Genomic DNA, 21249 nt, shown 5'->3' on the forward strand with positions numbered 1-21249 from the left:
ATGACCGCGACTACCGGCCGCCGCCTCCTCCTGGTGCACGCCCATCCCGACGACGAGTCGATCGGCAACGGCGCCACGATGGCCCGGTACGCCGCCGAGGGCGCCCAGGTCACGCTGGTGACCTGCACCCTCGGCGAGGGCGGCGAGGTGATCCCTCCGGAGCTGGCCCACCTGACGGCCGATCGGGACGACACCCTCGGCGCGCACCGGATCGGCGAGCTGGCCGAGGCGATGCGCGCCCTCGGCGTCACCGACTTCCGCTTCCTCGGCGGCCCGGGGCGCTACCGCGACTCCGGGATGATGGGCGTGCCCGACAACGACGCCCCCGGCTGCTTCTGGCGGGCCGACGTGGACGAGGCGGCGGACCACCTGGTCGCGGTGGTCCGCGAGGTGCGGCCGCAGGTGCTGGTCACGTACGACGAGAACGGCGGCTACGGGCACCCGGACCACATCCAGGCGCACCGGGTCGCGATGCGCGCCCACGAGTTGGCCGCGGACCCGGCGCACCGCCCGGAGCTGGGCGCCCCCTGGCGGATCGCCAAGGTGTACTGGAACCGGATGCCCCGCTCGGTGCTCGACGCCGGGCTGGCCGCGACCGCCGCCGAGGCGGCCTTCCCGGGCACCGCCCAACCCGCCGACGTGCCGGGGGTGGTGGACGACGAGGTGGTTACCACCGTGCTGGACGGCACCGCGCACGCCGGGCGCAAGGCCGCCGCGATGGCCGCGCACGCCACCCAGATCACCGTGGACGGCTCCTCCTTCGCGCTCTCCAACCACCTCGGCCAGCCGCTGTTCGCCACCGAGTACTACCAGCTGGTACACGGCCAGGCCGGCCCGGAGCGGCCCGAACGCGACCTGTTCGCGGGCCTCGACACCACCGACCCGACTCCCAGCGAGGGGAACGCCCGATGACCGCGCCCGCCGCCAAGCCGAAGCGCCGTTCGATCGCGGTGGCTGTCCTCGGCACCCGCGAGCAGCGCCTGGCGGAGCCCCAACCCCCGCGCTTCGCCCGGATCGCGGCGTATGTCCTGTTCTTCCTGCTGGGCATCGCGGTGTCCGTCTGCGGATCCTTTGTGCAGGCCCTGTGGCCGCCCGTGGGAATTCTGCTGGCGCTCGCCGCCACCGCCGCGACCTTCTACGCGGGCCTGCGGGTCACCGGCACCCGGCTGGGCGCCGCGGCGCCCGCGGCCGGCTGGTTCCTGGCGATGCTGCTGCTGATGGTGCCCCGGCCGGAGGGCGACAACGTGCTGTGGTCGAACGCCACCTCGCTGGCCTGGCTGTTCGTCGGCTCGATCCTGGGCGTGATCTGCGCCACCCTGCCCACCCGCACCAGCTGGTTCCCCGGAGTGCCCAACCCCCCTCGCTGACCCCGCCGGGCAGCCGCGTACGGTAGCGCACACAACGCGCAGTCAGGACCACTCCGCCGTACTCTCATACCGGAGGAACCGGACGTATCAGGATCTGTCCGAAGCCGTTCACCGCTCAGTTCTTCCCAGTATGGTGGTCCCGCAGTACGTCGTACCCGACCGCCGTTTGCCCCAGGCCCGGCGACCACGAACCGCGGTCGCGCCGCACGGCCCGCCCGCGAACCCGGAGCAGAGCAGCATTGAGCAGCCGCGAATCTGACAACGCCAACCCGACGCCCCGGCGCACGGGTCCGGACGCGTACCCGTCGGGCACGCCGCCCTACGGCACCCCGGGCCTCCCCGGCGGCGAGCGGGCCGCGGCCGGCACCGACGCCGGGTCGGGCGGCGAGGACGACGGTCCGAAGACCGAGACCACCCTGACCACCCGGGTCCGGATCAACATCCCCGGCTCGCGACCGATCCCGCCGGTCGTCGTCCGCAGCACCGTCAAGAACGAGACCGCCAGGACCGACGAGGGCCCGGCCGAGCAGGCGCCCACCGCCGAGCCGGGCGGCTCGCGGCACCGCTCCGCGCCCGCGTCGCCCGTCCTCGGCGTGATGGAGGGCGGCCGCGCGGCCACCCCGCCCGACCTGCCGCCGGAGTGGCAGATCCCGCCGATCCCGCCGGCCACCTCGGAGTCCGAGTCCACCGGCGCCTGGTTCCGGCCGCGGCAGAAGAAGGCCCCGGCCGCCGAGCCCGCCCCGGCCGCGGTGCCGGCCGGCGCCCCGAGCGCGCCGGAGGCCCGGGCCGTGCCCGGCACCGCCGCCGAGGCCCGTTCGCAGGCCGCCCCGAGCGGCGCCCGCCCGGCCCCGGCCGCCGGCGCGGCCCGTCCCAACGGCCGTACGGTGCCCGCCCAGGGCAAGGCGCCCTCCCCCGCCGCCCCCGCGGCGCCGTTCGGCGCCGGAAACCCGGGCGAGGAGCCCGGGGTGTACGAGGCGGCCGACCCGTTCGCGCCCGTCTCCGACCCGTTCGCGCCGGCCGCCGACCCGTTCGCCACGGCTGGCCCCGACACCGGTGCCCGGGCTCCGCGCGGCAACCGCCCGCAGCGGCAGGCGCCGCAGCAGGGCGCGCCCCGGGCGAACGGCGCCCGTCCGAACCGCCCCCAGCAGGGCGCCCCGCAGCAGGGCCGGGCCCACCAGGCCGACCCGCAGGCCGGGTCGAACCCGGAGGACACCTCGGTGGACGGCTTCGCGCCGGTCCGCGAGAACACCCCGCCGCCTGGCGCCATACCCGGCGCGCCCAGGAACGGTGCCCCGCGCGGTGCCGGCGACCGTCCGCAGCCGGGCCTGTTCGCCTCGGCCCCGACCGGTGCCGACCCGTTCGCCACCCAGCGCCCGGCCACCCCCGGCCAGGACCCCTTCGCCACCCCGGCGGCCGCCGGCGGGCTCTTCCCGGGCGCGCCCCAGCCGGGCCCGCAACCCGTCGCCGGCGGGCCCCGGCAGGCCGGCCGCGATCCCGAGGCCACCGAGGCCACCCCGCTGCCGACCCCGCCCTCCGGCCCCGGCTCCCCGGCCGCTCCCGGCGCCCCGGGTGCGCCGGGCGGTCCCGCCGCCGCGTCCGTCCCCGGATCCGGCCCCGGGCCCGTTCCCGCCCCCGGCCCGGCGCCCGCCAAGGCCAAGGCCGAGCCCGCCGCCCCGGCCAAGGCCAAGCGCGGCGGCGCGAAGAAGCTCGTCAAGCTCGGCGTCTACGCCTTCGGCGGCGTGCTGTTCCTCGGCGCCGCCGCGTACGGCACCGGCCTGATGCTCAACCAGTCCGACGTCCCCAAGGGCACCGTGGTGCTCGGCACGGACATCGGCGGCAACAGCCGCGACCAGGCCATCCACGCGCTGGACGCGTCGGTCGGCAAGGCCGGCCAGCAGCCGCTGAAGCTGAAGATCGGCGACCAGACGGTCGACCTCGACCCGACGGTCGCCGGGCTGACCTTCGACACCACGGCCACTGTGGACGGCCTCGCCGCGCACGACTACAACCCGGTCGACGTGATCAAGTCGATCCAGGGCGGCACCAAGGCCGTCGCCCCGGAGGTCCGGGTCGACCGCGCCAAGCTCAAGGCCGCGCTGGACTCGCTGGCGACCGGCTCGGGCCAGGGCCTCCAGGAGGGCTACGTCAAGTTCGCCGACAACGGCGACCCGGTCGTCGTCCCCGGCAAGGCCGGCCAGGCGGTGGACTCCAACGCCGCCTTGGACGTCGTCGAGCAGGCCTACCGGGACCGCGCCGCGGGCAAGCCCGACCAGCCGATCGCGCTCGCCGTCACGGCCGCCCAGCCGAAGGTCTCCACCCAGGCCCTGCAGGCCGCCGCGGACAGCCTCGGCAAGCAGGTGACCAGCGGGAAGATCCACATCGTGGCCGGCGCCAAGTCCTGGGACTTCGGCCCGAAGACGGCCGCCAAGGCGCTCACGCTGGCCCCGGACGCCTCCGGCAAGATCGCGCCCAAGTGGGACCTCGACGTGCTGGGCTCCCAGCTGAACGGCCTGTTCGACAAGGTGAAGGTCAAGAAGAACGGCCAGACCGCGACGATCACCCCGCAGGACGTCGCGGACGCCGTCAGCTCGCTGTTCGACAAGACCGGCGACAAGGAACGCACCTACAAGTTCACCGTGGCCTGACGAACCGGGCACGAACGAGGGGGCGGGCCCCGCACCGAACGGATGCAGCGGTCCCGCCCCCTCGACAACTCCGCCTCCCGGTCAGCAAGATGTGTCGCCACACCATCCGTCACAGTCACCCCGGGAGCCACGCCGATGGGCCGCCGCCTCCAGCACCACCGGACGGCGCTGCTCGCCGGTCTCACCGTCCTGACGCTCTCGCTCGCGCTCTGCTCCTGCTCCTCCGGGCAGGACGGCGCCGCCTCGGACGCGCTGCCGAGCGCCGCCGCCGGGGTGCCCAAGCTCACCTCGGTCGACACCAACGCCCACGACCGCGGCCAGCTGCGCCAGGGCGGCACCCTGAACCTGGCGATCGCCCAGTTCTCCCACCAGTGGTCGCCGATCCACACCGACGGCACCGAGTCCTCCACCGTCGCGGTCAGCAAGCCGCTGCTGCCGACCTTCTTCCGCTCGGACGCCGCCGGCACTCAGACCGTCAACCCGGCCTACCTCCAGGAGGCCCACGCCGAAGCCAGGGACGGCCACCAGGTGGTCACCTGGACGCTCAACCCGAAGGCCCACTGGTCCGACGGCACCCCGATCACCTGGCGCGACATCGAGGCCAACTGGCGCGCCTTGAACGGCAAGGACCCGGCCTACCGACCGTCCAGCACCTCCGGTTTCGAGCTGGTCACCTCGGTCGAGCGCGGCAAGGACGACTTCCAGGCCGTGATGACCTTCGACCGGCCGTTCTCCGAGTGGCAGTCGATGTTCAACGGCGCCGCCAACGCCCCGCTGCTGCCCGCGAGCAAGCTCTCCACCCCGGACCTGTTCAACACGGCCTACCTGGACGCGATCCCGCTCACCGCCGGTCCGTTCAAGGTCGAGCGGCTGGACCCGGCCGCGCAGACCGTCACGCTGGTCGCCGACCCGACCTGGTGGGGCGACAAGCCGATGCTGGACCGGATCGTCTTCCACGCCATGCTGCCCGACCAGATGGGCGCCGCCTTCGCCAAGGGCCAGATCGACCTCTTCAACAACGGCCCGGACCTGGCCGGCTACCAGGTCATCAAGAACACCAAGGGCGCCGCCGTCCGCCGGGCCGGCGGACCGGACTTCCGGCAGCTCACCCTGAACGCCCGCAGCCCGCTGCTCAACGACGCGACCGTGCGCCAGGCCGTGTTCCAGGCGATCGACCGGGACACCCTGATCCGCGCCGACCTCAACGGCCTGGACTGGCCCGCCGTCCCGCTCAACAACCACCTGCTGGTCGCCAACCAGAACGGCTACCGCGACAACTCCCTCGGCCTGTCCCGCTTCGACCCGGCCGAGGCCGCCCGCAAGCTGGACTCGGCCGGCTGGAAACTCGACGGCGACGTGCGGAAGAAGGACGGCCACGAGCTGAACCTGCGGATGGTCGTCCCGGCGGGGGTCGCCGTGGCCCAGGGCGAGACGGCGTCCGTCTCCAGGATGCTCAAGGACGTCGGCATCAAGGTCACCCCGGTGACGGCCGCCCCCAACGAGTTCTTCGACAAGTACGTCAACCACAACGACTTCGACATCGCCGTCTACGCCCTGCTCGGCACCCCGTTCCCGGCCAGCGGCAGCCGCGCCTCGTACGCCCAGAACAGCGCCGCCAACCGCGCCGGCGCGGGCAGCGCGGCGGCGGACGCCGCACTCGACCGGGCGGGCGCCGCACCCGACGCGGGCACCGCCTCCGAGGCGATCAACCAGGCCGACGCCGAACTCTGGAAGGTGGCCGGCGTGCTGCCGCTCTACCAGCGCCCCCAGCTGTACGGCGCCCGCGCCGACCTCGCCAACATCGGCGCCCAGGGCCTGTCCGACATCGTCTGGGAGAACGTGGGCTTCACCAGGTAGGCCTCCGGGCCGGCGCCGCCAGGGCCTGTCCGGCGGATCCCGCCGGACTGGCGGCAGGCCCTAGCCGTGCAGGGTCTCCCGCCAGTAGTGGCAGGCGCTGCGGCGGCCCGGCAGCTCGGCGCCCTCCTCGTCCGCGACCGGAACCAGGGGCGGGAGTTCGGTCAGGCAGACGTCCTGCACCCGGTCGCAGCGGGGGTTGAAGGCGCAGCCCTGGGGGATGCGCAGGAGGCTGGGCGGCAGGCCCTTGATGGCGTGCAGGTTCTGGCCCTTCTGGTCCAGCCGCGGGATGGAGTCCAGCAGGCCCCGGGTGTACGGGTGGGCCGGGCGCGCGTAGAGCTCGTGCACCGGGGCGGTCTCGACGATCCGGCCCGCGTACATCACCGCGATCTTGTCGGCCACGTCGGCGACCACGCCCAGGTCGTGGGTGATCAGGATCAGCCCCATGTTGAACTCGGCCTGCAGGTCCGCCAGCAGGTCCATCACCTGGGCCTGGACGGTCACGTCCAGGGCGGTGGTGGGCTCGTCGGCGATGATCAGATCGGGCTCCAGGGCCAGCGCCATGGCGATCATGATGCGCTGGCGCATGCCGCCGGAGAACTGGTGCGGGAAGTCGCCGACGCGCTGCCCGGCCGCCGGGATGCGCACCCGGTCCATCAGCTCCACGGCCTTCGCCCGGGCCTCGGTGCGGGAGAGCCCCTGGTGGACCCGGAACATCTCGCCGAGCTGGTAGCCCACGCTGAGCACCGGGTTGAGGGCGGACAGCGCGTCCTGGAAGATCATCGCGATCCTCTGCCCGCGGACCGTCCGCCGGAGCTTGGGGCTCATGGTCAGCAGGTCCTCGCCGCGGAACAGGATCCGTCCGGCGGTGATCTTCCCGGGCGGCGTGTCCAGGATGCCCATGACGGCCTGCGCGGTCACCGACTTCCCGGAGCCGGACTCGCCCAGCACCGCCAGCGTCTCCCCCGCCGCCACCGAGTAGCTCACCCCGTTGACGGCCTTGGCGACGCCGTCCCGGGTGTGGAACTCGATGTGCAGGTCCTCGACCTCCAGCAGCGGGGTCCCGGGCACCAGGTTCTCCCGACCGCCGCCGGTCACCTCCACCATGTCCATCCGGGCAGCCCTCCTCGGCACAGCGGCGAGCATCGACAGGCGCAGTGCAACTATCAAGGAACGGCGTGCACTTGGGGAGCCCGCGGGAGATCTCGGTTCCATCACGGCGAAGGGCGCGCCCCCCGGTGGGGGAACGCGCCCGGGCTGCGGCACCGACCGCTACGACGGGTCGGCGGCGCCCTGCCCGTTGTCCCGCTCGGCCGCGAAGTGACAGGCGGAGTCGTGGCGCGCCGGCCCGCTCAGCCAGCTCGGCGAGGCCAGCAGCGGCACCTCCACCACGCACCGCTCCTGCGCCTTCCAGCACCGGGTGCGGAACCGGCACCCTGAGGGCGGGTTGGCCGGTGAGGGCACGTCCCCGGTGAGCACGATCCGGTCCCGCGACTCGCGCGCCGTCGGGTCCGGCACCGGCACCGCCGAGAGCAGTGCCTGGGTGTACGGGTGGGTCGCGTGGTCGTAGATCTGCTCGTCGGAGCCGATCTCGACCATCTTCCCGAGGTACATCACCCCCACCCGGTCGGAGATGTGCCGGACGATGGAGAGGTCGTGGGCGATGAACATGTACGACAGGTTGAACTCGCCCTGCAGCTGCTCCAGCAGGTTGATCACCTGCGCCTGCACCGACACGTCCAGCGCCGAGACCGGCTCGTCGCAGATGATGATCTCCGGCTTGAGCGCCAACCCCCGCGCGATGCCGATGCGCTGGCGCTGACCGCCGGAGAACTGGTGCGGGTACCGGTTGATGTACTCCGGGTTGAGCCCGACCACGTCCAGCAGGTCCTGGACGGCCTTGCGGCGGTTCCCCCTGGGCGCCACCTCGGGGTGGATCTCGAACGGCTCCCCGATGATGTCGCCGACCGTCATCCGCGGGTTCAGCGAGGTGTACGGGTCCTGGAACACCATCTGGATGTTGCGCCGGACGGCCTTGAGCGCGCTTCCGGACAGCCGGGAGATCTCCTCCCCCTTGTAGCGGACGGACCCTCCGGTGGCCGGTTCCAGGTTCATCAGCACCTTGGCCAGCGTGGACTTCCCGCAGCCGGACTCGCCGACGATGCCGAGCGTCTCGCCCTGCATCAGGTCGAAGCTGACCCCGTCCACCGCCTTGACCGCGCCGACCTGCTTCTTGAGCAGCACGCCCCGGGTGAGCGGGAAGTGCTTGACCAGGTCCCGGACCTCCAGGATCGGCTCGCCGGGCGGCACCTCCCGGCCGAAGGAGGCCTCCTCCGGTACCGCCGCGCCCATCGCGCTGGCCCCGTCAGCGGTCATGGAGGGTCTCCTTCCAGAAGAAGCAGGCGCTGCCGCGCCCCTCCAGCGGCGTGCCGTCGTCCTCGGTGACCGGGAACAGGTCCGGCACCTCGGCCCGGCAGACGTCCTGCGCCCGGGGGCAGCGGGGGTTGAAGGCGCAGCCCGGGGGGATCCGCAGCAGGTTGGGCGGCAGGCCCTTGATGGCGTAGAGCTCCTGGCCCTTCTGGTCCAGCCGCGGGATGGAGTCCAGCAGGCCCCGGGTGTACGGGTGGGCCGGGCGCGCGTAGAGCTCGTGCACCGGGGCGGTCTCGACGATCCGACCCGCGTACATCACCGCGATCTTGTCCGCGACGTCGGCGACCACACCGAGGTCGTGGGTGATCAGGATCAGGCCCATGTGGAACTCGGCCTGGAGCTCCGCCAGCAGGTCCATCACCTGGGCCTGGACGGTCACGTCCAGGGCGGTGGTGGGCTCGTCGGCGATGATCAGGTCGGGCTCCAGGGCCAGCGCCATGGCGATCATGATGCGCTGGCGCATGCCGCCGGAGAATTGGTGCGGGTAGTCGTTCACCCGCTGCCCGGCCGCCGGGATGCGCACCCGGTCCATCAGCTCCACGGCCTTGGCCTTGGCCTCCGCCCGGGAGGCGCCGTGGTGGGCCCGGAACATCTCGCCGAGCTGGAAACCGACGCTGAGCACCGGGTTGAGGGCGGACAGCGCGTCCTGGAAGATCATCGCGATCTTCTGCCCGCGGATCCTGCGCCGCTCGTCCTTGCCCATCTTGAGCATGTCCCGGCCCCGGAAGCGGATCTCCCCGCGCGGGATCCGGGCCGGCGGCATGTCCAGGATGCCCATGATCGCCTGCGCGGTCACCGACTTGCCGGAGCCGGACTCGCCCAGCACCGCCAGCGTCTCGCCCGCTCGGACGCTGTAGTCGACCCCGTTGACGGCCTTGGCCACGCCGTCCCGGGTGACGAATTCGACGTGCAGGTCCCGTACGTCGAGCAGCGGCCCCTGGTACGGCGCCTCCACCTCGCGATCGGCACTGTCCACAGCGGTGTTCACGACGCGCTCCCCTCGCTCAGCGAAGCTTCGGGTCGAGGGCGTCGCGCACCGCGTCGCCCATCATGATGAAGGCCAGCACGGTGACGGAGAGTGCCGCCGCCGGGAAGAACAGCACGTACGGCGCCGTCCGGATCACCTTCTGGGCCGAGGAGATGTCGATGCCCCAGGAGATGGTCGGGTCCTGCAGACCGATGCCGAGGAAGCTCAGCGTCGCCTCGGTGGCGATGTAGCCGCCGAGGGCGATGGTGGCGACGACGATCACCGGGGCGATCGCGTTCGGCAGGATGTGCCGGAACATCAGCCGTCCCGTGCCGGCGCCGAGGGCCCGGCCGGCCACCACGTAGTCCGACTGTTTGACGGTCAGCACCGCACCTCTCATGACGCGGGCGATCTGGGTCCAGCCGAGGACGGCCAGGGCCAGCACCACGGTCCACACCGTGCGGACGGTGAAGGCGTTCAGCAGCACCAGGGCGCCGAGCAGCAGCGGGATGCCGAAGAAGATGTCCACGATCCGGGAGATCACCGCGTCGACGGCCCCGCCGTAGTACCCGGCGACCATGCCGGTCAGCCCGCCGAGCACGGTGACCGCGGCGGTCACGAAGATGCCGACGGTGATCGAGGCGCGGGCGCCGTAGACGACCCGGGCGTAGATGGACCGGCCCTGGGCGTCGTAGCCGAACCAGCCCGCGCCGAAGAAGTCCGTCCAGTCCGGCCGCCTGAGGTAGTCGTGCACCAGGTCGGCCTTGCGCGGGTTGGCGTCGGTGAACGCCCAGGGGAAGAGCGCCATGACCACCAGCAGCAGGATCAGCACGACCGAGAGCAGGAAGATCGGCCGTCGGCGCAGGTCCCGCCAGGCGTCGCCCCAGAGGCTGCGGGCATCCTCCCGCTTCTCGACGTCGGGTTCGACCAATGTCTCCTGCTCGACCGCCATGCCCTGCTCGCCCGCGTAGTCGAGACGCGAGACCCCCGGCTTGGGGTGGGGCTCGAACGAGTCCTCGTCGTGGATGTCAGGCATAGCGGATCCTCGGGTCCAGGACCGCGTAGAGCAGGTCGACGAGCAGGCTGGCGACCAGGTAGATGATCACCAGGACGGTCACGATGCCGACCACGGTGGGGCCTTCCTTGGTGTTGATCGCCCGGTACAGGACGTTGCCGATGCCCTGCACGTTGAAGATGCCCTCGGTCACGATCGCGCCGCCCATCAGCGCGCCGAGGTCGGTGCCGAGGAAGGTGACCACCGGGATCAGCGAGTTGCGCAGCAGGTGCCGCAGAACGACGGTGCGCCGGGGCAGTCCCTTGGCGACGGCCGTGCGCATGTAGTCGGCGCGCAGGTTCTCGCCGATCGAGGTGCGGGTCAGCCGGGCCACGTACGCGAGCGAGAGCGACCCCAGCACGATGGCGGGCAGGATGAGTTGGGAGAGGTCGTAGCTGTCCTGAACGGTCGGGGTGACCCAGCCGAGGTTGGTGGCGAAGACGGTCTGCGCGATGTACGCCAGCACGAAGACCGGGATCGAGATCACCACCAGGGTCAGGACCAGCACCAGGGTGTCCGACATGCTGCCGCGCCTCAGCCCGGAGAGCACCCCGAGCGCCAGGCCCAGCACCATCTCGAAGACGAAGGCCAGCAGCGCCAGCCGGATGGTGACCGGGAAGGCGTCGGCCATGATGTCCGAGACCGGCCGGCCGGTGAAGCTGGTGCCGAAGTCGCCCTGGAACAGGTTCCCCATGTAGTGCAGGTACTGCTTCCAGAGCGGCTGGTCCAGGAAGTACTTGTGCTTGATGCTGGCCACCACCGCCGGGTCGGCCGCCTTCTCGCCGAAGAGCGCCGTCACCGGGTCGCCCGGCAGCGTGTAGACCATCACGAAGATCAGCAGCGTGGTGCCGAAGAACACCGGGATCATCTGCAGCACCCGCCGCAGCACGTAACTGCCCATCCGAGCCCCCTTCCAGGGCGTGACCGACCGGGGCCGGTCGGCCGAGAGGACCGGGCCCCGCCCTCCGTGCGGGGAGGACGGGGCCGGCGTGGGGGGCTGGGCACCTCCTGCCCGATGGCGGGCGAGGAGGGCATCAGCCCTTGACCTCGACCTGGGTCCAGGCGGGGTTGCCGAAGGAGTCGAACTTCACGTTCTGCACCTTGGTCGAGTAACCCGAGTTGGTGCGGTAGTACCAGAGCGGGATGGCCGGCATGCCGCTCGGCAGCACGGCCTCGGCCTGCTGGTAGCCCGTCACCGTGTCGGCGACGCTGGCGGCCTCGTCGGCCTTGGTGGCCGCGCCGTCGAACTGCGGGTTGCTGTAGCCGAAGTCGTTGGAGGCCGCTCCGGTGCGGTACACGTCGGACAGGAAGTTGGCGTTCAGCGGGTAGTCCTGCACCCAGCCGGTGCGGAAGGCGCCGTTGAGCTGGTGCGAGGTGATCGCCGCACGGGCGGTCTTGAAGTCGGGCTTCGGGTCGCCCAGGCAGTCGACGCCGGTGTTCTGCCGGATCGAGTTGCAGACCGCGTCGACCCACTCCTTGTGACCGCCGTCCGCGTTGTAGGTGATCAGCAGCTTGTTGCCGGGGACGCCGCCGCCGTCCTGGATCAGCTGCTTGGCCTTTGCCGGGTCGAACTTGCAGTAGTCGCCGCAGGCGCCGTCCTTGTAGCCCTCGACGCCCTCGGCGACCCAGGCGGTGGCCGGCTTGCGGGAGCCCTGCAGCACGGTCTTGGTGATGATGTCGCGGTCGATCGCCATCGACAGGCCCTGGCGCACCTTGGCCTTGTCCGGCGAGGACCAGTCGGCCTGGTAGAGCGTGAAGCCGATGTTCTGGATCGCGCCCTGCGGGGCGTCGATCGCCCGGTCGCCGAGGTCGTTCTTGTACGTCGCCAGAGCCGACGGCGGCACCTGGTCCATCACGTCCAGGTTGCTGGACTGCAGGTCCGCGTAGGCGGCCTCGGACGTGGTGTACATCTTGAAGACGATGCCGCCGTTCTTCGGCTTGTCCACGCCCCGGTAGTCCGGGAAGGTCTTGGTGACCACCTCGGTGTTGTGCGACCAGCTGACGAACTGGTACGGGCCGTTGCCGACCGGCTTCTGCCCGTACCCGGCCGGGTCGTTGAAGAAGCCGTCCGGCAGCGGCGAGAAGGCGATGTAGCCGAGCTTGTACTCGAAGTACGAGACCTTGTGGCTCAGCTTGACCGTGAAGTGCAGGTCGTCGGTGACGGTCAGTCCGGACATCTTGTCCGTGGTGGGCTTCCCGCTGGCCGGGTGGACGTCCTGGTAGCCCTCGATGTCGGAGAACCAGGAGCTGTTGATCTGGCCGTTGGCCGGGTTGGCGCCCCAGTTCCAGGCGTCCACGAAGTTCTTGGCGTGCACCGGGGTGCCGTCGTGGAACTTCCAGCCGTCCTTCAGCGTGACGTTGAAGGTCTGCGAGTCGCTGGTGTCGATCTTGTCCGCGACCTGCATGCGGATCTTGGCGGTGCTGGGGTCGTAGTCCACCAGCCCCTTGAAGAGGTTCTGGATGATGCGGCCACCGCCGACCTCGTTCGCGTTGGCGGGCTGCAGCGGGTTCTGCGGCTCACTGCTCTGGTAGCTGAAGGACTTGCCGGCGTCCGACGGGCCACTGCCGCCTCCTCCGCCGCCGCTGCACCCGGTGGCCACCAGGACCACGGACGTCGCAGCGGCGAGGACCAGGCGAGCACGGGCGGCTACGGGCATGGAGGTCCCTCCTCAGGGCGTGTGTGTCGCATCACAACCCATGAGAAGCGCGCCCCGGCGACGGCGCGAGCCAGGTGCACCCGGACGGGTGCGGAAAGCCGCTGCGGAGTTGACGCGGCGCCGGACCCCGGAAACGCCGGAAGGGCCCGCGGCGGGGAGCCACGGGCCCTTCCGGGCTTACGGGCGTCAGGCCGCGGCCGACTCCCGGACCTCGGCGAAGTGGCAGGCCGACTCGTGCGCGGCCGGGCCCTCCAGCGTGGTCGGGATCGCCAGCAGCGGGATCTCCTCCGCGCAGCGGGCCTCCGCCTTCCAGCAGCGGGTGCGGAAGCGGCAGCCGGACGGCGGGTTGGCCGGCGAGGGGATGTCCCCGCTGAGGATGATCCGCTCGCGGGACTCGCGCGCCGTCGGGTCCGGCACCGGCACCGCGGACAGCAGCGCCTGGGTGTACGGGTGGGTGGCGTTCTCGTAGATCTGCTCGTCGGAGCCGATCTCGACCATCTTGCCCAGGTACATCACGCCGACGCGGTCGGAGATGTGCCGGACGATGGAGAGGTCGTGCGCGATGAACATGTACGACAGGCCGAACTCGCCCTGCAGCTGCTCCAGCAGGTTGATCACCTGTGCCTGGACGGACACGTCCAGCGCCGAGACCGGCTCGTCGCAGATGATGATCTCCGGCTTGAGCGCGAGGCCGCGGGCGATGCCGATGCGCTGGCGCTGGCCGCCGGAGAACTGGTGCGGGTACCGGTTGATGTACTCCGGGTTCAGACCCACGACGTCCAGCAGGTCCTGGACGGCCTTGCGGCGGTCGCCCTTGGGCGCCACCTCGGGGTGGATCTCGAACGGCTCCCCGATGATGTCGCCGACCGTCATCCGCGGGTTCAGCGAGGTGTACGGGTCCTGGAACACCATCTGGATGTTGCGCCGGACGGCCTTGAGGGCCGTGCCCGACAGCTGGGAGATGTCCTCGCCCTTGAACAGCACCTGGCCGGAGGTGGCCCGCTCCAGGTTCATCAGCACCTTGGCCAGCGTGGACTTGCCACAGCCGGACTCGCCCACGATGCCGAGGGTCTCACCCTTCTTCAGGTCGAAGGAGATGCCGTCGACGGCCTTGACGGCGCCGACGTGCTTCTTGAACAGGATGCCCTGGGTCAGCGGGTAGTGCTTGACCAGGTCCTTGACCTCCAGGATGTTCTCAGCCATGGAGGGTCTCCTTCCAGAGGTGGCACGCGCTGCGGCGGCCGGTGAGCTCCTTGCCGTCCTTGTCCGTCACGTGGTGCAGCTCCGGGATCTCCGTGCGGCACAGGTCGGTGGCGACATCGCAGCGGGGGTTGAACGCGCAGCCGGCCGGAACCTTCAGCAGGTTCGGGGGCAGGCCCTTGATCGCGTACAGCTCCTGGCCCTTCTGGTCCAGTCGCGGGATCGAGCGCAGCAGGCCCTTGGTGTACGGGTGCGCGGGGCTCGCGTACAGCTCGTGCACCGGGGCGGTCTCGACGATCCGGCCCGCGTACATCACCGCGATCTTGTCCGCGACGTCGGCGACCACACCGAGGTCGTGGGTGATCAGGATCAGGCCCATGTTGTACTCGGCCTGGAGCTCCGCCAGCAGGTCCATCACCTGGGCCTGGACGGTCACGTCCAGGGCGGTGGTGGGCTCGTCGGCGATGATCAGGTCGGGCTGGAGCGACAGCGCCATGGCGATCATGATGCGCTGGCGCATGCCGCCGGAGAACTGGTGCGGGTAGTCGTTGACCCGCTCCTTGGCGGCCGGGATGCGCACCCGGTCCATCAGCTCCACGGCCTTGGCCTTGGCCTCGGCCTTGGAGGCGCCCTGGTGCACCCGGAACATCTCGCCGAGCTGGTAGCCCACGCTGAGCACCGGGTTGAGGGCGGACAGCGCGTCCTGGAAGATCATCGCGATCTTCTGCCCGCGGATCCTGCGCCGCTCCTCGTTGCTCATCTTGAGCATGTCCTGGCCGCGGTACAGGATCTCGCCCTGGGTCACCTTGCCCGGGGGCATGTCCAGGATGCCCATGATGGTCTGGGCCGTCACGGACTTGCCGGAGCCGGACTCGCCGAGCACGGCGAGGGTCTCGCCGGCCGCGACGGAGTAGTTGACGCCGTTCACGGCCTTCGCGATGCCGTCCCGGGTGTGGAACTCCACGTGGAGGTTCTTGACCTCCAGGAGCGGGGTTCCGACTTCGAGTCGGCCGGTCTTCTGGTTGTTGTTCTCGATCACGGTGGTCATCGGGTCGTCACCTCTTCTCTCAGCGGAGCTTCGGGTCGAGGGCGTCGCGCACCGCGTCGCCGAGCATGATGAAGGCCAGCACGGTGATGCTCAGCATGCCTGCCGGGAAGAACAGGGCGAAGGGTGCCGTACGGATCAGCTTCTGGGCCGAGTTGATGTCGATGCCCCAGGAGATGGTCGGGTCCTGCAGGCCGATGCCCAGGAAGCTCAGCGTCGCCTCCAGGGCGATGTAGCCGCCGAGGGAGATGGTGGCGACCACGATCACCGGGGCGATCGCGTTCGGCAGGATGTGCTTGAACATGATCCGGCCGGTGCCGGCGCCGAGCGCCTTGGCCGCCGTCACGAAGTCGGCCTGCTTGACCGTGATCACCGAACCGCGCATGACACGGGTCATCTGCGTCCAGCCCAGGGCGACCAGGGCGAAGACCACGCTCCAGATGGTGCGCGAGGTGAAGGCGTTGAGGATCACCAGCGAGCCGAGCAGCAGCGGGATGCCGAAGAAGATGTCGGTGACACGGGAGATGATCGTGTCGAGCCAGCCGCCGAAGTAGCCGGCGAGCATGCCGAAGATGCCACCGAGGATGGTCGTACCGACGGTGACGCAGATGCCGACCACGACCGAGGCGCGGGCGCCGTAGATGATGCGGGCGTAGATGCTGCGGCCCTGACCGTCGTAACCGAACCAGTCCCCCTCGAAGAAGTGGCTGTAGTTCGGCGGCGTGTGGAAGTGGCTGCGCAGGTCACCGGCCCGCGGGTCCACCGAGGTGAACAGGCCCGGCGCGATCGCGATGACGATCAGCAGCAGGATGAGCAGCGCGGAGATCACGAAGATCGGCTTGCGGCGCAGGTCGTGCCAGGCGTCCGAGCCGAGGCTGCGGGCCTTCTCGGGCTTGGCGGCCGCCGCGACGGCAGCCGGGGCCGGGGTCTCCTCGGCCGTCTTGGTCAGGTCAGGCATAACGGATCCTCGGGTCCAGGACCGCGTAAAGCAGGTCGACGATCAGGCCGGCGGCCAGGTACACGATCACGAGGAAGGCGACGAAGCCGGAGACGGTCGCGCCCTCCTTCATGTTGATCGCTTGGTAGAGCGCGTGGCCGACACCCTGGACGTTGAAGATGCCCTCGGTGACGATCGCACCGCCCATCAGGGCGCCGAGGTCGGTGCCGAGGAAGGTGACCACCGGGATCAGCGAGTTGCGCAGCAGGTGGGTGCCGATGACCTTGCGGCGCGGCAGGCCCTTGGCCACCGCGGTGCGGACGTAGTCGGCCTTGATGTTCTCGGCGATGGAGGTACGGGTGAGGCGCGCGACGTAAGCCAGCGACAGCGAGCCGAGCACGACGGCCGGCAGCACCAGCTGAGTGATGTCGTTGCTGTCCTGGACGGTCGGGGTGACCCACTTGAGGTTGATGCCGAAGATGGTCTGGAAGAGGAAGCCCAGGACCGGGACCGGGATCGAGATCAGCAGCAGGGTGAAGATCAGGGCGCTCTTGTCGAACACCTTGCCGCGACGCAGACCGGCGAACAGACCGATGCCGATGCCGAGCACGATCTCGATGCCGAACGCGAGCAACGCCAGCTGGACCGTGACCGGCAGCGCCTCGGTGATCTTGTCGAGCACCGGACGTCCGTCCAGGGCCTTGCCGAAGTCGCCGGTGAGCAGCCCCGCCATGTAGTCGAGGTACTGCTGGACCAACGGCTCGTCAAAGTGCTGCTGGTGCTTCAGCGCGGCGAGCTGCACCGGGTCCGGCGCCTTGTCGCCCCACAGCGCTGCCAGCGGGTCACCGGGCAGCAAGTGCACCATGAAAAAGATGAGTGCGGTCGTTCCGAGGAACACCGGGATCATCTGGAGCAGTCGCCTCGCGACAAAGCGCCCCATCGTGCCTCCATGTATGGCTCTGCCGGGCCCGTCAACCCGGCAAGAGATAAGTCGGCGTGCCAACGGCCGGTGCCAGTCCTCGCCCTTGTGGGGATGGACGGGCACCGGCCGTTGTCACCGGGTCAGGCGGTGCCGACCGATTACTTCTTCTTGACCTCGACGTCGGTGTAGACCGGGTCGCCGAAGGAGTTGAACTTCACGTTCTGGACGTTCTTGGAGTAGCCGGAGTTGGTCTTGTAGTACCAGAGCGGGATCGCCGGCATGTCCTTGGCCAGAACGGCCTCGGCCTGCTGGTAGAGCTCCGCGGTCTTCTCGACCGAGGTGGCCGCGTCGGCCTCGTGCGCCAGCTTGTCGAACTCGGGGCTGGAGTAGGCGGCGTCGTTCGCGGCGGCACCGGTGCCGTAGACGTCACGCAGGAAGTTGGCGTTCAGCGGGTAGTCCTGCACCCAGCCGGTACGCATCATGCTCTGGACCTGCTTCTTGGTGACGATGTCACGCGAGGTCTTGAAGTCCGGCTTCGGGTCGCCGAGGCACTCGACGCCGGTGGCCTGGCGGATCGAGTTGCAGACCGCGTCCACCCACTCCTTGTGACCGCCGTCGGAGTTGTAGAGGATGGTGATCTTGTTGCCGGGAACGCCGCCGCCCTCGGTGACGAGCTGCTTGGCCTTGGCCGGGTCGTACTTGCAGGCGTCGCCGCAGGTGCCGGCCTTGTAGCCCATGACGCCCGGCGCCACGAACGAGTCGGCGGGCTGACGGCTGTTGTTCAGGACCGTCTTGGTGATGGTGTCGCGGTCGATCGCCATCGACAGGCCCTGGCGGACCTTGGCCTTGTCCTGGCCGCTCCACTCCGCGTTGTACAGCGCGAAGGAGATGTTCTGGATGGCGCCCTGGGCCTGGTCGATCGCGCGGCTGCCCAGGTCGTCCTTGTACTTCGGCAGGTCGGTCGAGTCGACCTGGTCCAGGACGTCCAGGGTGTCGGACATGAGGTCCTTGTAAGCGGCCTCGGGCGAGGTGTAGCTGCGGAAGACGATTCCGCCGTTCTTCGCCTTGTTGCTGCCCTGGTACTTGTCGTAGGCCTTCAGGGTGATGGCCTTGTTGTGCTCCCACGAGACGAACTGGTAGGGGCCGTTGCCGACCGGCTTCTCACCGTAGCCCTTCGGGTCCGCGAAGAACCCGGTGGGGAGCGGGAAGAAGGCCGAGTAGCCGAGCTTGTACGTGAAGTACGAGACGGGCTGCGTCAGTTCGATGGTGAAGTGGGTGTCGTCGACGACCTTGAGGCCGGCCATCTCCTTGGCGGTCGGGTCGCCCTTGTCCGGGTGGACGGCGTCGTAGCCGACGATGTCCGAGAACCAGTCGGAGTTGATCTGGTTGTTGGCCGGGTTGGCGGACCAGTTCCAGGAGTCCACGAAGGACTTGGAGGTGACCGGGGTGCCGTCGTGGAAGGTCCAGCCGGACTTCAGCGTGACGGTGTAGTTCTTGGCGTCGGTGGTCTCGATCTTGTCGGCCACCTGGTTGCGCAGCGCGCCGGTCGCGGGGTCGTAGTCGACCAGGCCCGTGAAGAGCTGCTTGACGATGCGGCCGCCCTGGTTCTCCATCGCGTTGGCCGGCTGCAGCGGACGCTGCGGCTCGGCGCTCTGGAAGCTGAAGGTGCCGTTCGGGTCGACCGCGGCGCTGTTCGAGCTCCCGCCGGAGGAGTCGCTGCTGCCACTACTGCTACAAGCAGTCGCGGCGAGCGCGACAGCGACAGCTGCGACAACCCACTTGGCCTGGCTCACACCACGCATCGGTGTGCCTCCTGAATTCGACGTTACGACGAGGAGGGCACCACGGAACGGTTGTCACCGGGCCCGCAATGCCGTCCGCGCTCGTGGTTTCGGCGCGCACCCCTGCGCGTTAACCCTTGACCCGAGCCTGACTGGCTCCACTATCCGTCACGCACGGACACGAAAGTGACCAGTGACGATCTCAATTAGGTCACATGAACAGTCGGTAAGTTTCGAAAACCGGACATTTGAGACATAGCCAGACAGGCACCAAACGGACAGTCGTCACGGATGACGAACTGTCACGTTCGCTCAGCGGACACCCTGGTGTGATGAGCGCTATTCCGTTAATAGCGGCTCCGACAACTTGGAGTAGTTGAAAAAGTTCGCCCCCCTCTCCATCGGAAAGGGGGGCGAAGCATTCCGGCCAAAGGCCGATCAAGCCGTCCGGATCACGCCTTCTTGGCGCGCGAGGCAGTGCGTCCGCGGTCCTTCTGGTCCAGCACGACCTTACGGATGCGAACCGTCTCCGGGGTCACCTCGATGCACTCGTCCTCGCGGCAGAACTCCAGCGACTGCTCCAGCGAGAGCTTGCGCGGCGGGACGATCGACTCGGCCACGTCGGCGGTCGAGGACCGCATGTTGGTGAGCTTCTTCTCCTTGGTGATGTTCACGTCCATGTCGTCGGAGCGCGAGTTCTCGCCGACGATCATGCCCTCGTACACCTCGGTGCCCGGCTCGCAGAAGAGCACGCCGCGCTCCTGCAGGTTGGTCATCGCGAAGGCGGTGACCACACCGGCCCGGTCGGCGACCAGCGAGCCGTTGTTGCGGGTGGTCAGCTGGCCGAACCACGGCTCGTGGCCCTCGTGGATCGAGTGGGCGATGCCGGTGCCGCGGGTGCTGGTGAGGAACTCGGTGCGGAAGCCGATCAGGCCGCGGGACGGCACGACGAACTCCATCCGGACCCAGCCCGAGCCGTGGTTGGACATGTTGTCCATCCGGCCCTTGCGGACGCCCATGAGCTGGGTGACGGCACCCATGTGCTCCTCCGGCACGTCCACCGTGAGGCGCTCGACCGGCTCGTGGACCTTGCCGTTGACCTCCTTGGTGACCACCTGCGGCTTGCCGACGGTCAGCTCGAAGCCCTCGCGGCGCATGGTCTCGATCAGGATGGCCAGCGCCAGCTCGCCGCGGCCCTGCACCTCCCACGCGTCCGGGCGCTCGGTGTCCAGCACGCGCAGCGAGACGTTACCGATCAGCTCGCGGTCCAGGCGGTCCTTCACCTGGCGGGCGGTGACCTTGCGGTCCACCTTGACGCCGGACTTGGCGTCCGCGCCCTTGCCGGAGCCGCCGCGGCCGACCAGCGGGGAGGTGTTGGTGCCGATGGTCATCGAGATGGCCGGCTCGTCCACCGTGATCAGCGGCAGCGCGACCGGGTTCTCCGGGTCGGCCAGGGTCTCGCCGATCATGATGTCGGAGATGCCGGCGACGGCGCAGATGTCACCGGGGCCCGCCACCTCGGCCGGCTTGCGGGTGAGCGCCTCGGTCATCAGCAGCTCGGAGATGCGGACGTTCTGGATCGAGCCGTCGCGCTTGATCCAGGCCACGGTCTGGCCCTTGCGCAGCTCGCCCTGCTCGACGCGCAGCAGCGCGATGCGGCCGAGGAAGTTGTCGGCGTCCAGGTTGGTGACGTGGGCCTGGAGCGGCGCGTCCTCGTCGTAGCTGGGGGCCGGGACGTGCTCCAGCAGGGTGGAGAAGAACGGCTCCAGGTTGGTGCTGTCCGCGGGAACGGTGCCGTTCTCCGGCTTGGTCAGCGAGGCGACGCCGTCACGGGCGCAGGCGTAGACGATCGGGAACTCGATCTGGTCCTCGTCCGCGTCCAGGTCGAGGAACAGGTCGTAGGTCTCGTTGATGACCTCGTCGATCCGGGAGTCCGGGCGGTCCGTCTTGTTGATGCACAGGATGACGGGCAGACGGGCGGAGAGCGCCTTGCGCAGCACGAAGCGGGTCTGCGGCAGCGGACCCTCGGAGGCGTCGACCAGCAGGACGACCGCGTCCACCATCGACAGACCGCGCTCGACCTCGCCACCGAAGTCGGCGTGGCCCGGGGTGTCGATGATGTTGATCGTGATCGGCGCGCCACCGTCCTTGGGGTGGTACTTGACCGCGGTGTTCTTCGCGAGAATGGTGATGCCCTTCTCGCGCTCCAGGTCGTTCGAGTCCATCATGCGGTCGTCGAGCTGCTGGTGGGCGGCGAAGGCGCCGGCCTGCTTCAGCATGGCGTCGACCAGCGTGGTCTTGCCGTGGTCGACGTGGGCGACGATGGCGACGTTACGGATGTCGTTGCGCGTGGGCATGCCTAGCGGATTCTCCCGGAATCGTGGGTTACG

The 21249-nt window shown here is 69.9% G+C and carries 16 protein-coding genes; 4 read left to right on the forward strand and 12 right to left on the reverse strand.

What is annotated here, in order from left to right; translation table 11 throughout:
* The 4 genes from mshB to ACFV1W_RS02325 all read left to right on the forward strand — a co-directional run bounded on the left by mshB (position 1) and on the right by ACFV1W_RS02325 (position 5869).
* Positions 1–912 (forward strand): N-acetyl-1-D-myo-inositol-2-amino-2-deoxy-alpha-D-glucopyranoside deacetylase, encoded by a 912-nt coding sequence (mshB, locus tag ACFV1W_RS02310; protein ID WP_380412233.1) that lies wholly within the window; start codon positions 1–3, stop codon positions 910–912.
* Positions 909–1367, forward strand: a complete 459-nt coding sequence (locus tag ACFV1W_RS02315; protein WP_380412236.1) for a DUF6113 family protein — start codon at positions 909–911, stop codon at positions 1365–1367. The genes mshB and ACFV1W_RS02315 overlap by 4 nt, the downstream gene beginning before the upstream one ends.
* Positions 1368–1606: 239 nt before the next feature.
* The gene (locus ACFV1W_RS02320; RefSeq protein WP_380412239.1) at positions 1607–4012 is read left to right on the forward strand and encodes a peptidoglycan binding domain-containing protein; all 2406 of its coding nucleotides are present in this window, start codon (positions 1607–1609) and stop codon (positions 4010–4012) included.
* Positions 4013–4147: 135 nt separating this feature from the next.
* Positions 4148–5869 carry an ABC transporter family substrate-binding protein gene (locus ACFV1W_RS02325; protein ID WP_380412242.1) on the forward strand — a complete coding sequence of 574 codons (1722 nt, stop codon included), beginning with the start codon at positions 4148–4150 and terminating at the stop codon, positions 5867–5869.
* 60 nt (positions 5870–5929) lie between these two features.
* Here ACFV1W_RS02325 and ACFV1W_RS02330 read toward each other — a convergent pair whose 3' ends face one another.
* The 12 genes from ACFV1W_RS02330 to typA form a co-directional block, all read right to left on the reverse strand.
* On the reverse strand, positions 5930–6979 hold the full coding sequence (locus tag ACFV1W_RS02330) for an ABC transporter ATP-binding protein (protein ID WP_380412245.1): 1050 nt from the start codon (positions 6977–6979) through the stop codon (positions 5930–5932).
* A gap of 159 nt (positions 6980–7138) precedes the next feature.
* Positions 7139–8218 carry an ABC transporter ATP-binding protein gene (locus ACFV1W_RS02335; RefSeq protein WP_380412447.1) on the reverse strand — a complete coding sequence of 360 codons (1080 nt, stop codon included), beginning with the start codon at positions 8216–8218 and terminating at the stop codon, positions 7139–7141.
* A gap of 13 nt (positions 8219–8231) precedes the next feature.
* On the reverse strand, positions 8232–9284 hold the full coding sequence (locus tag ACFV1W_RS02340) for an ABC transporter ATP-binding protein (protein WP_380412248.1): 1053 nt from the start codon (positions 9282–9284) through the stop codon (positions 8232–8234).
* 16 nt (positions 9285–9300) lie between these two features.
* A complete protein-coding gene (locus ACFV1W_RS02345) occupies positions 9301–10215 on the reverse strand; it encodes an ABC transporter permease (RefSeq protein ID WP_380412449.1) in 915 nt (304 codons plus the stop codon).
* Positions 10216–10291: 76 nt separating this feature from the next.
* The gene (locus ACFV1W_RS02350) at positions 10292–11218 is read right to left on the reverse strand and encodes an ABC transporter permease (RefSeq protein WP_380412251.1); all 927 of its coding nucleotides are present in this window, start codon (positions 11216–11218) and stop codon (positions 10292–10294) included.
* A gap of 133 nt (positions 11219–11351) precedes the next feature.
* Positions 11352–12974, reverse strand: coding sequence for an ABC transporter substrate-binding protein (locus tag ACFV1W_RS02355; protein WP_380412253.1), 1623 nt, complete (start codon positions 12972–12974; stop codon positions 11352–11354).
* Positions 12975–13160: 186 nt separating this feature from the next.
* Entirely contained in the window at positions 13161–14177 is a 1017-nt protein-coding gene (locus ACFV1W_RS02360) for an ABC transporter ATP-binding protein (protein WP_380412256.1), read from the reverse strand.
* On the reverse strand, positions 14170–15222 hold the full coding sequence (locus ACFV1W_RS02365; protein WP_380412259.1) for an ABC transporter ATP-binding protein: 1053 nt from the start codon (positions 15220–15222) through the stop codon (positions 14170–14172). Before ACFV1W_RS02365 ends, ACFV1W_RS02360 begins: the two co-directional genes overlap by 8 nt.
* Before the next feature lie 19 nt (positions 15223–15241).
* A complete protein-coding gene (locus tag ACFV1W_RS02370; protein WP_380412262.1) occupies positions 15242–16177 on the reverse strand; it encodes an ABC transporter permease in 936 nt (311 codons plus the stop codon).
* Positions 16170–17096, reverse strand: a complete 927-nt coding sequence (locus tag ACFV1W_RS02375; protein ID WP_380412264.1) for an ABC transporter permease — start codon at positions 17094–17096, stop codon at positions 16170–16172. The genes ACFV1W_RS02370 and ACFV1W_RS02375 overlap by 8 nt, the downstream gene beginning before the upstream one ends.
* A 140-nt stretch (positions 17097–17236) precedes the next feature.
* Entirely contained in the window at positions 17237–18880 is a 1644-nt protein-coding gene (locus ACFV1W_RS02380; RefSeq protein ID WP_380412267.1) for an ABC transporter substrate-binding protein, read from the reverse strand.
* Positions 18881–19311: 431 nt separating this feature from the next.
* Complete coding sequence (gene typA / locus ACFV1W_RS02385; protein ID WP_380412270.1) at positions 19312–21216, reverse strand: translational GTPase TypA; 1905 nt, start codon at positions 21214–21216, stop codon at positions 19312–19314.
* Between the last annotated feature and the right edge of the window lie 33 nt (positions 21217–21249).

The sequence above is a fragment of the Kitasatospora sp. NPDC059648 genome (genome assembly GCF_042734825.1).
Classification (GTDB): domain Bacteria; phylum Actinomycetota; class Actinomycetes; order Streptomycetales; family Streptomycetaceae; genus Kitasatospora.

What these genes read in the sequence shown, in the direction of transcription:
- ACFV1W_RS02315 (WP_380412236.1), top strand. Translation starts at nt 909, where the DNA reads ATGACCGCGCCCGCCGCCAAGCCGAAGCGCCGTTCGATCGCGGTGGCT.
- ACFV1W_RS02345 (WP_380412449.1), bottom strand. Translation starts at nt 10,215, where the DNA reads ATGGCGGTCGAGCAGGAGACATTGGTCGAACCCGACGTCGAGAAGCGG.
- ACFV1W_RS02375 (WP_380412264.1), bottom strand. Translation starts at nt 17,096, where the DNA reads ATGGGGCGCTTTGTCGCGAGGCGACTGCTCCAGATGATCCCGGTGTTC.
- ACFV1W_RS02370 (WP_380412262.1), bottom strand. Translation starts at nt 16,177, where the DNA reads ATGCCTGACCTGACCAAGACGGCCGAGGAGACCCCGGCCCCGGCTGCC.
- ACFV1W_RS02330 (WP_380412245.1), bottom strand. Translation starts at nt 6,979, where the DNA reads ATGGACATGGTGGAGGTGACCGGCGGCGGTCGGGAGAACCTGGTGCCC.
- ACFV1W_RS02365 (WP_380412259.1), bottom strand. Translation starts at nt 15,222, where the DNA reads ATGACCACCGTGATCGAGAACAACAACCAGAAGACCGGCCGACTCGAA.
- ACFV1W_RS02360 (WP_380412256.1), bottom strand. Translation starts at nt 14,177, where the DNA reads ATGGCTGAGAACATCCTGGAGGTCAAGGACCTGGTCAAGCACTACCCG.
- ACFV1W_RS02350 (WP_380412251.1), bottom strand. Translation starts at nt 11,218, where the DNA reads ATGGGCAGTTACGTGCTGCGGCGGGTGCTGCAGATGATCCCGGTGTTC.
- ACFV1W_RS02380 (WP_380412267.1), bottom strand. Translation starts at nt 18,880, where the DNA reads ATGCGTGGTGTGAGCCAGGCCAAGTGGGTTGTCGCAGCTGTCGCTGTC.
- typA (WP_380412270.1), bottom strand. Translation starts at nt 21,216, where the DNA reads ATGCCCACGCGCAACGACATCCGTAACGTCGCCATCGTCGCCCACGTC.
- ACFV1W_RS02335 (WP_380412447.1), bottom strand. Translation starts at nt 8,218, where the DNA reads ATGGGCGCGGCGGTACCGGAGGAGGCCTCCTTCGGCCGGGAGGTGCCG.
- ACFV1W_RS02355 (WP_380412253.1), bottom strand. Translation starts at nt 12,974, where the DNA reads ATGCCCGTAGCCGCCCGTGCTCGCCTGGTCCTCGCCGCTGCGACGTCC.
- mshB (WP_380412233.1), top strand. Translation starts at nt 1, where the DNA reads ATGACCGCGACTACCGGCCGCCGCCTCCTCCTGGTGCACGCCCATCCC.
- ACFV1W_RS02325 (WP_380412242.1), top strand. Translation starts at nt 4,148, where the DNA reads ATGGGCCGCCGCCTCCAGCACCACCGGACGGCGCTGCTCGCCGGTCTC.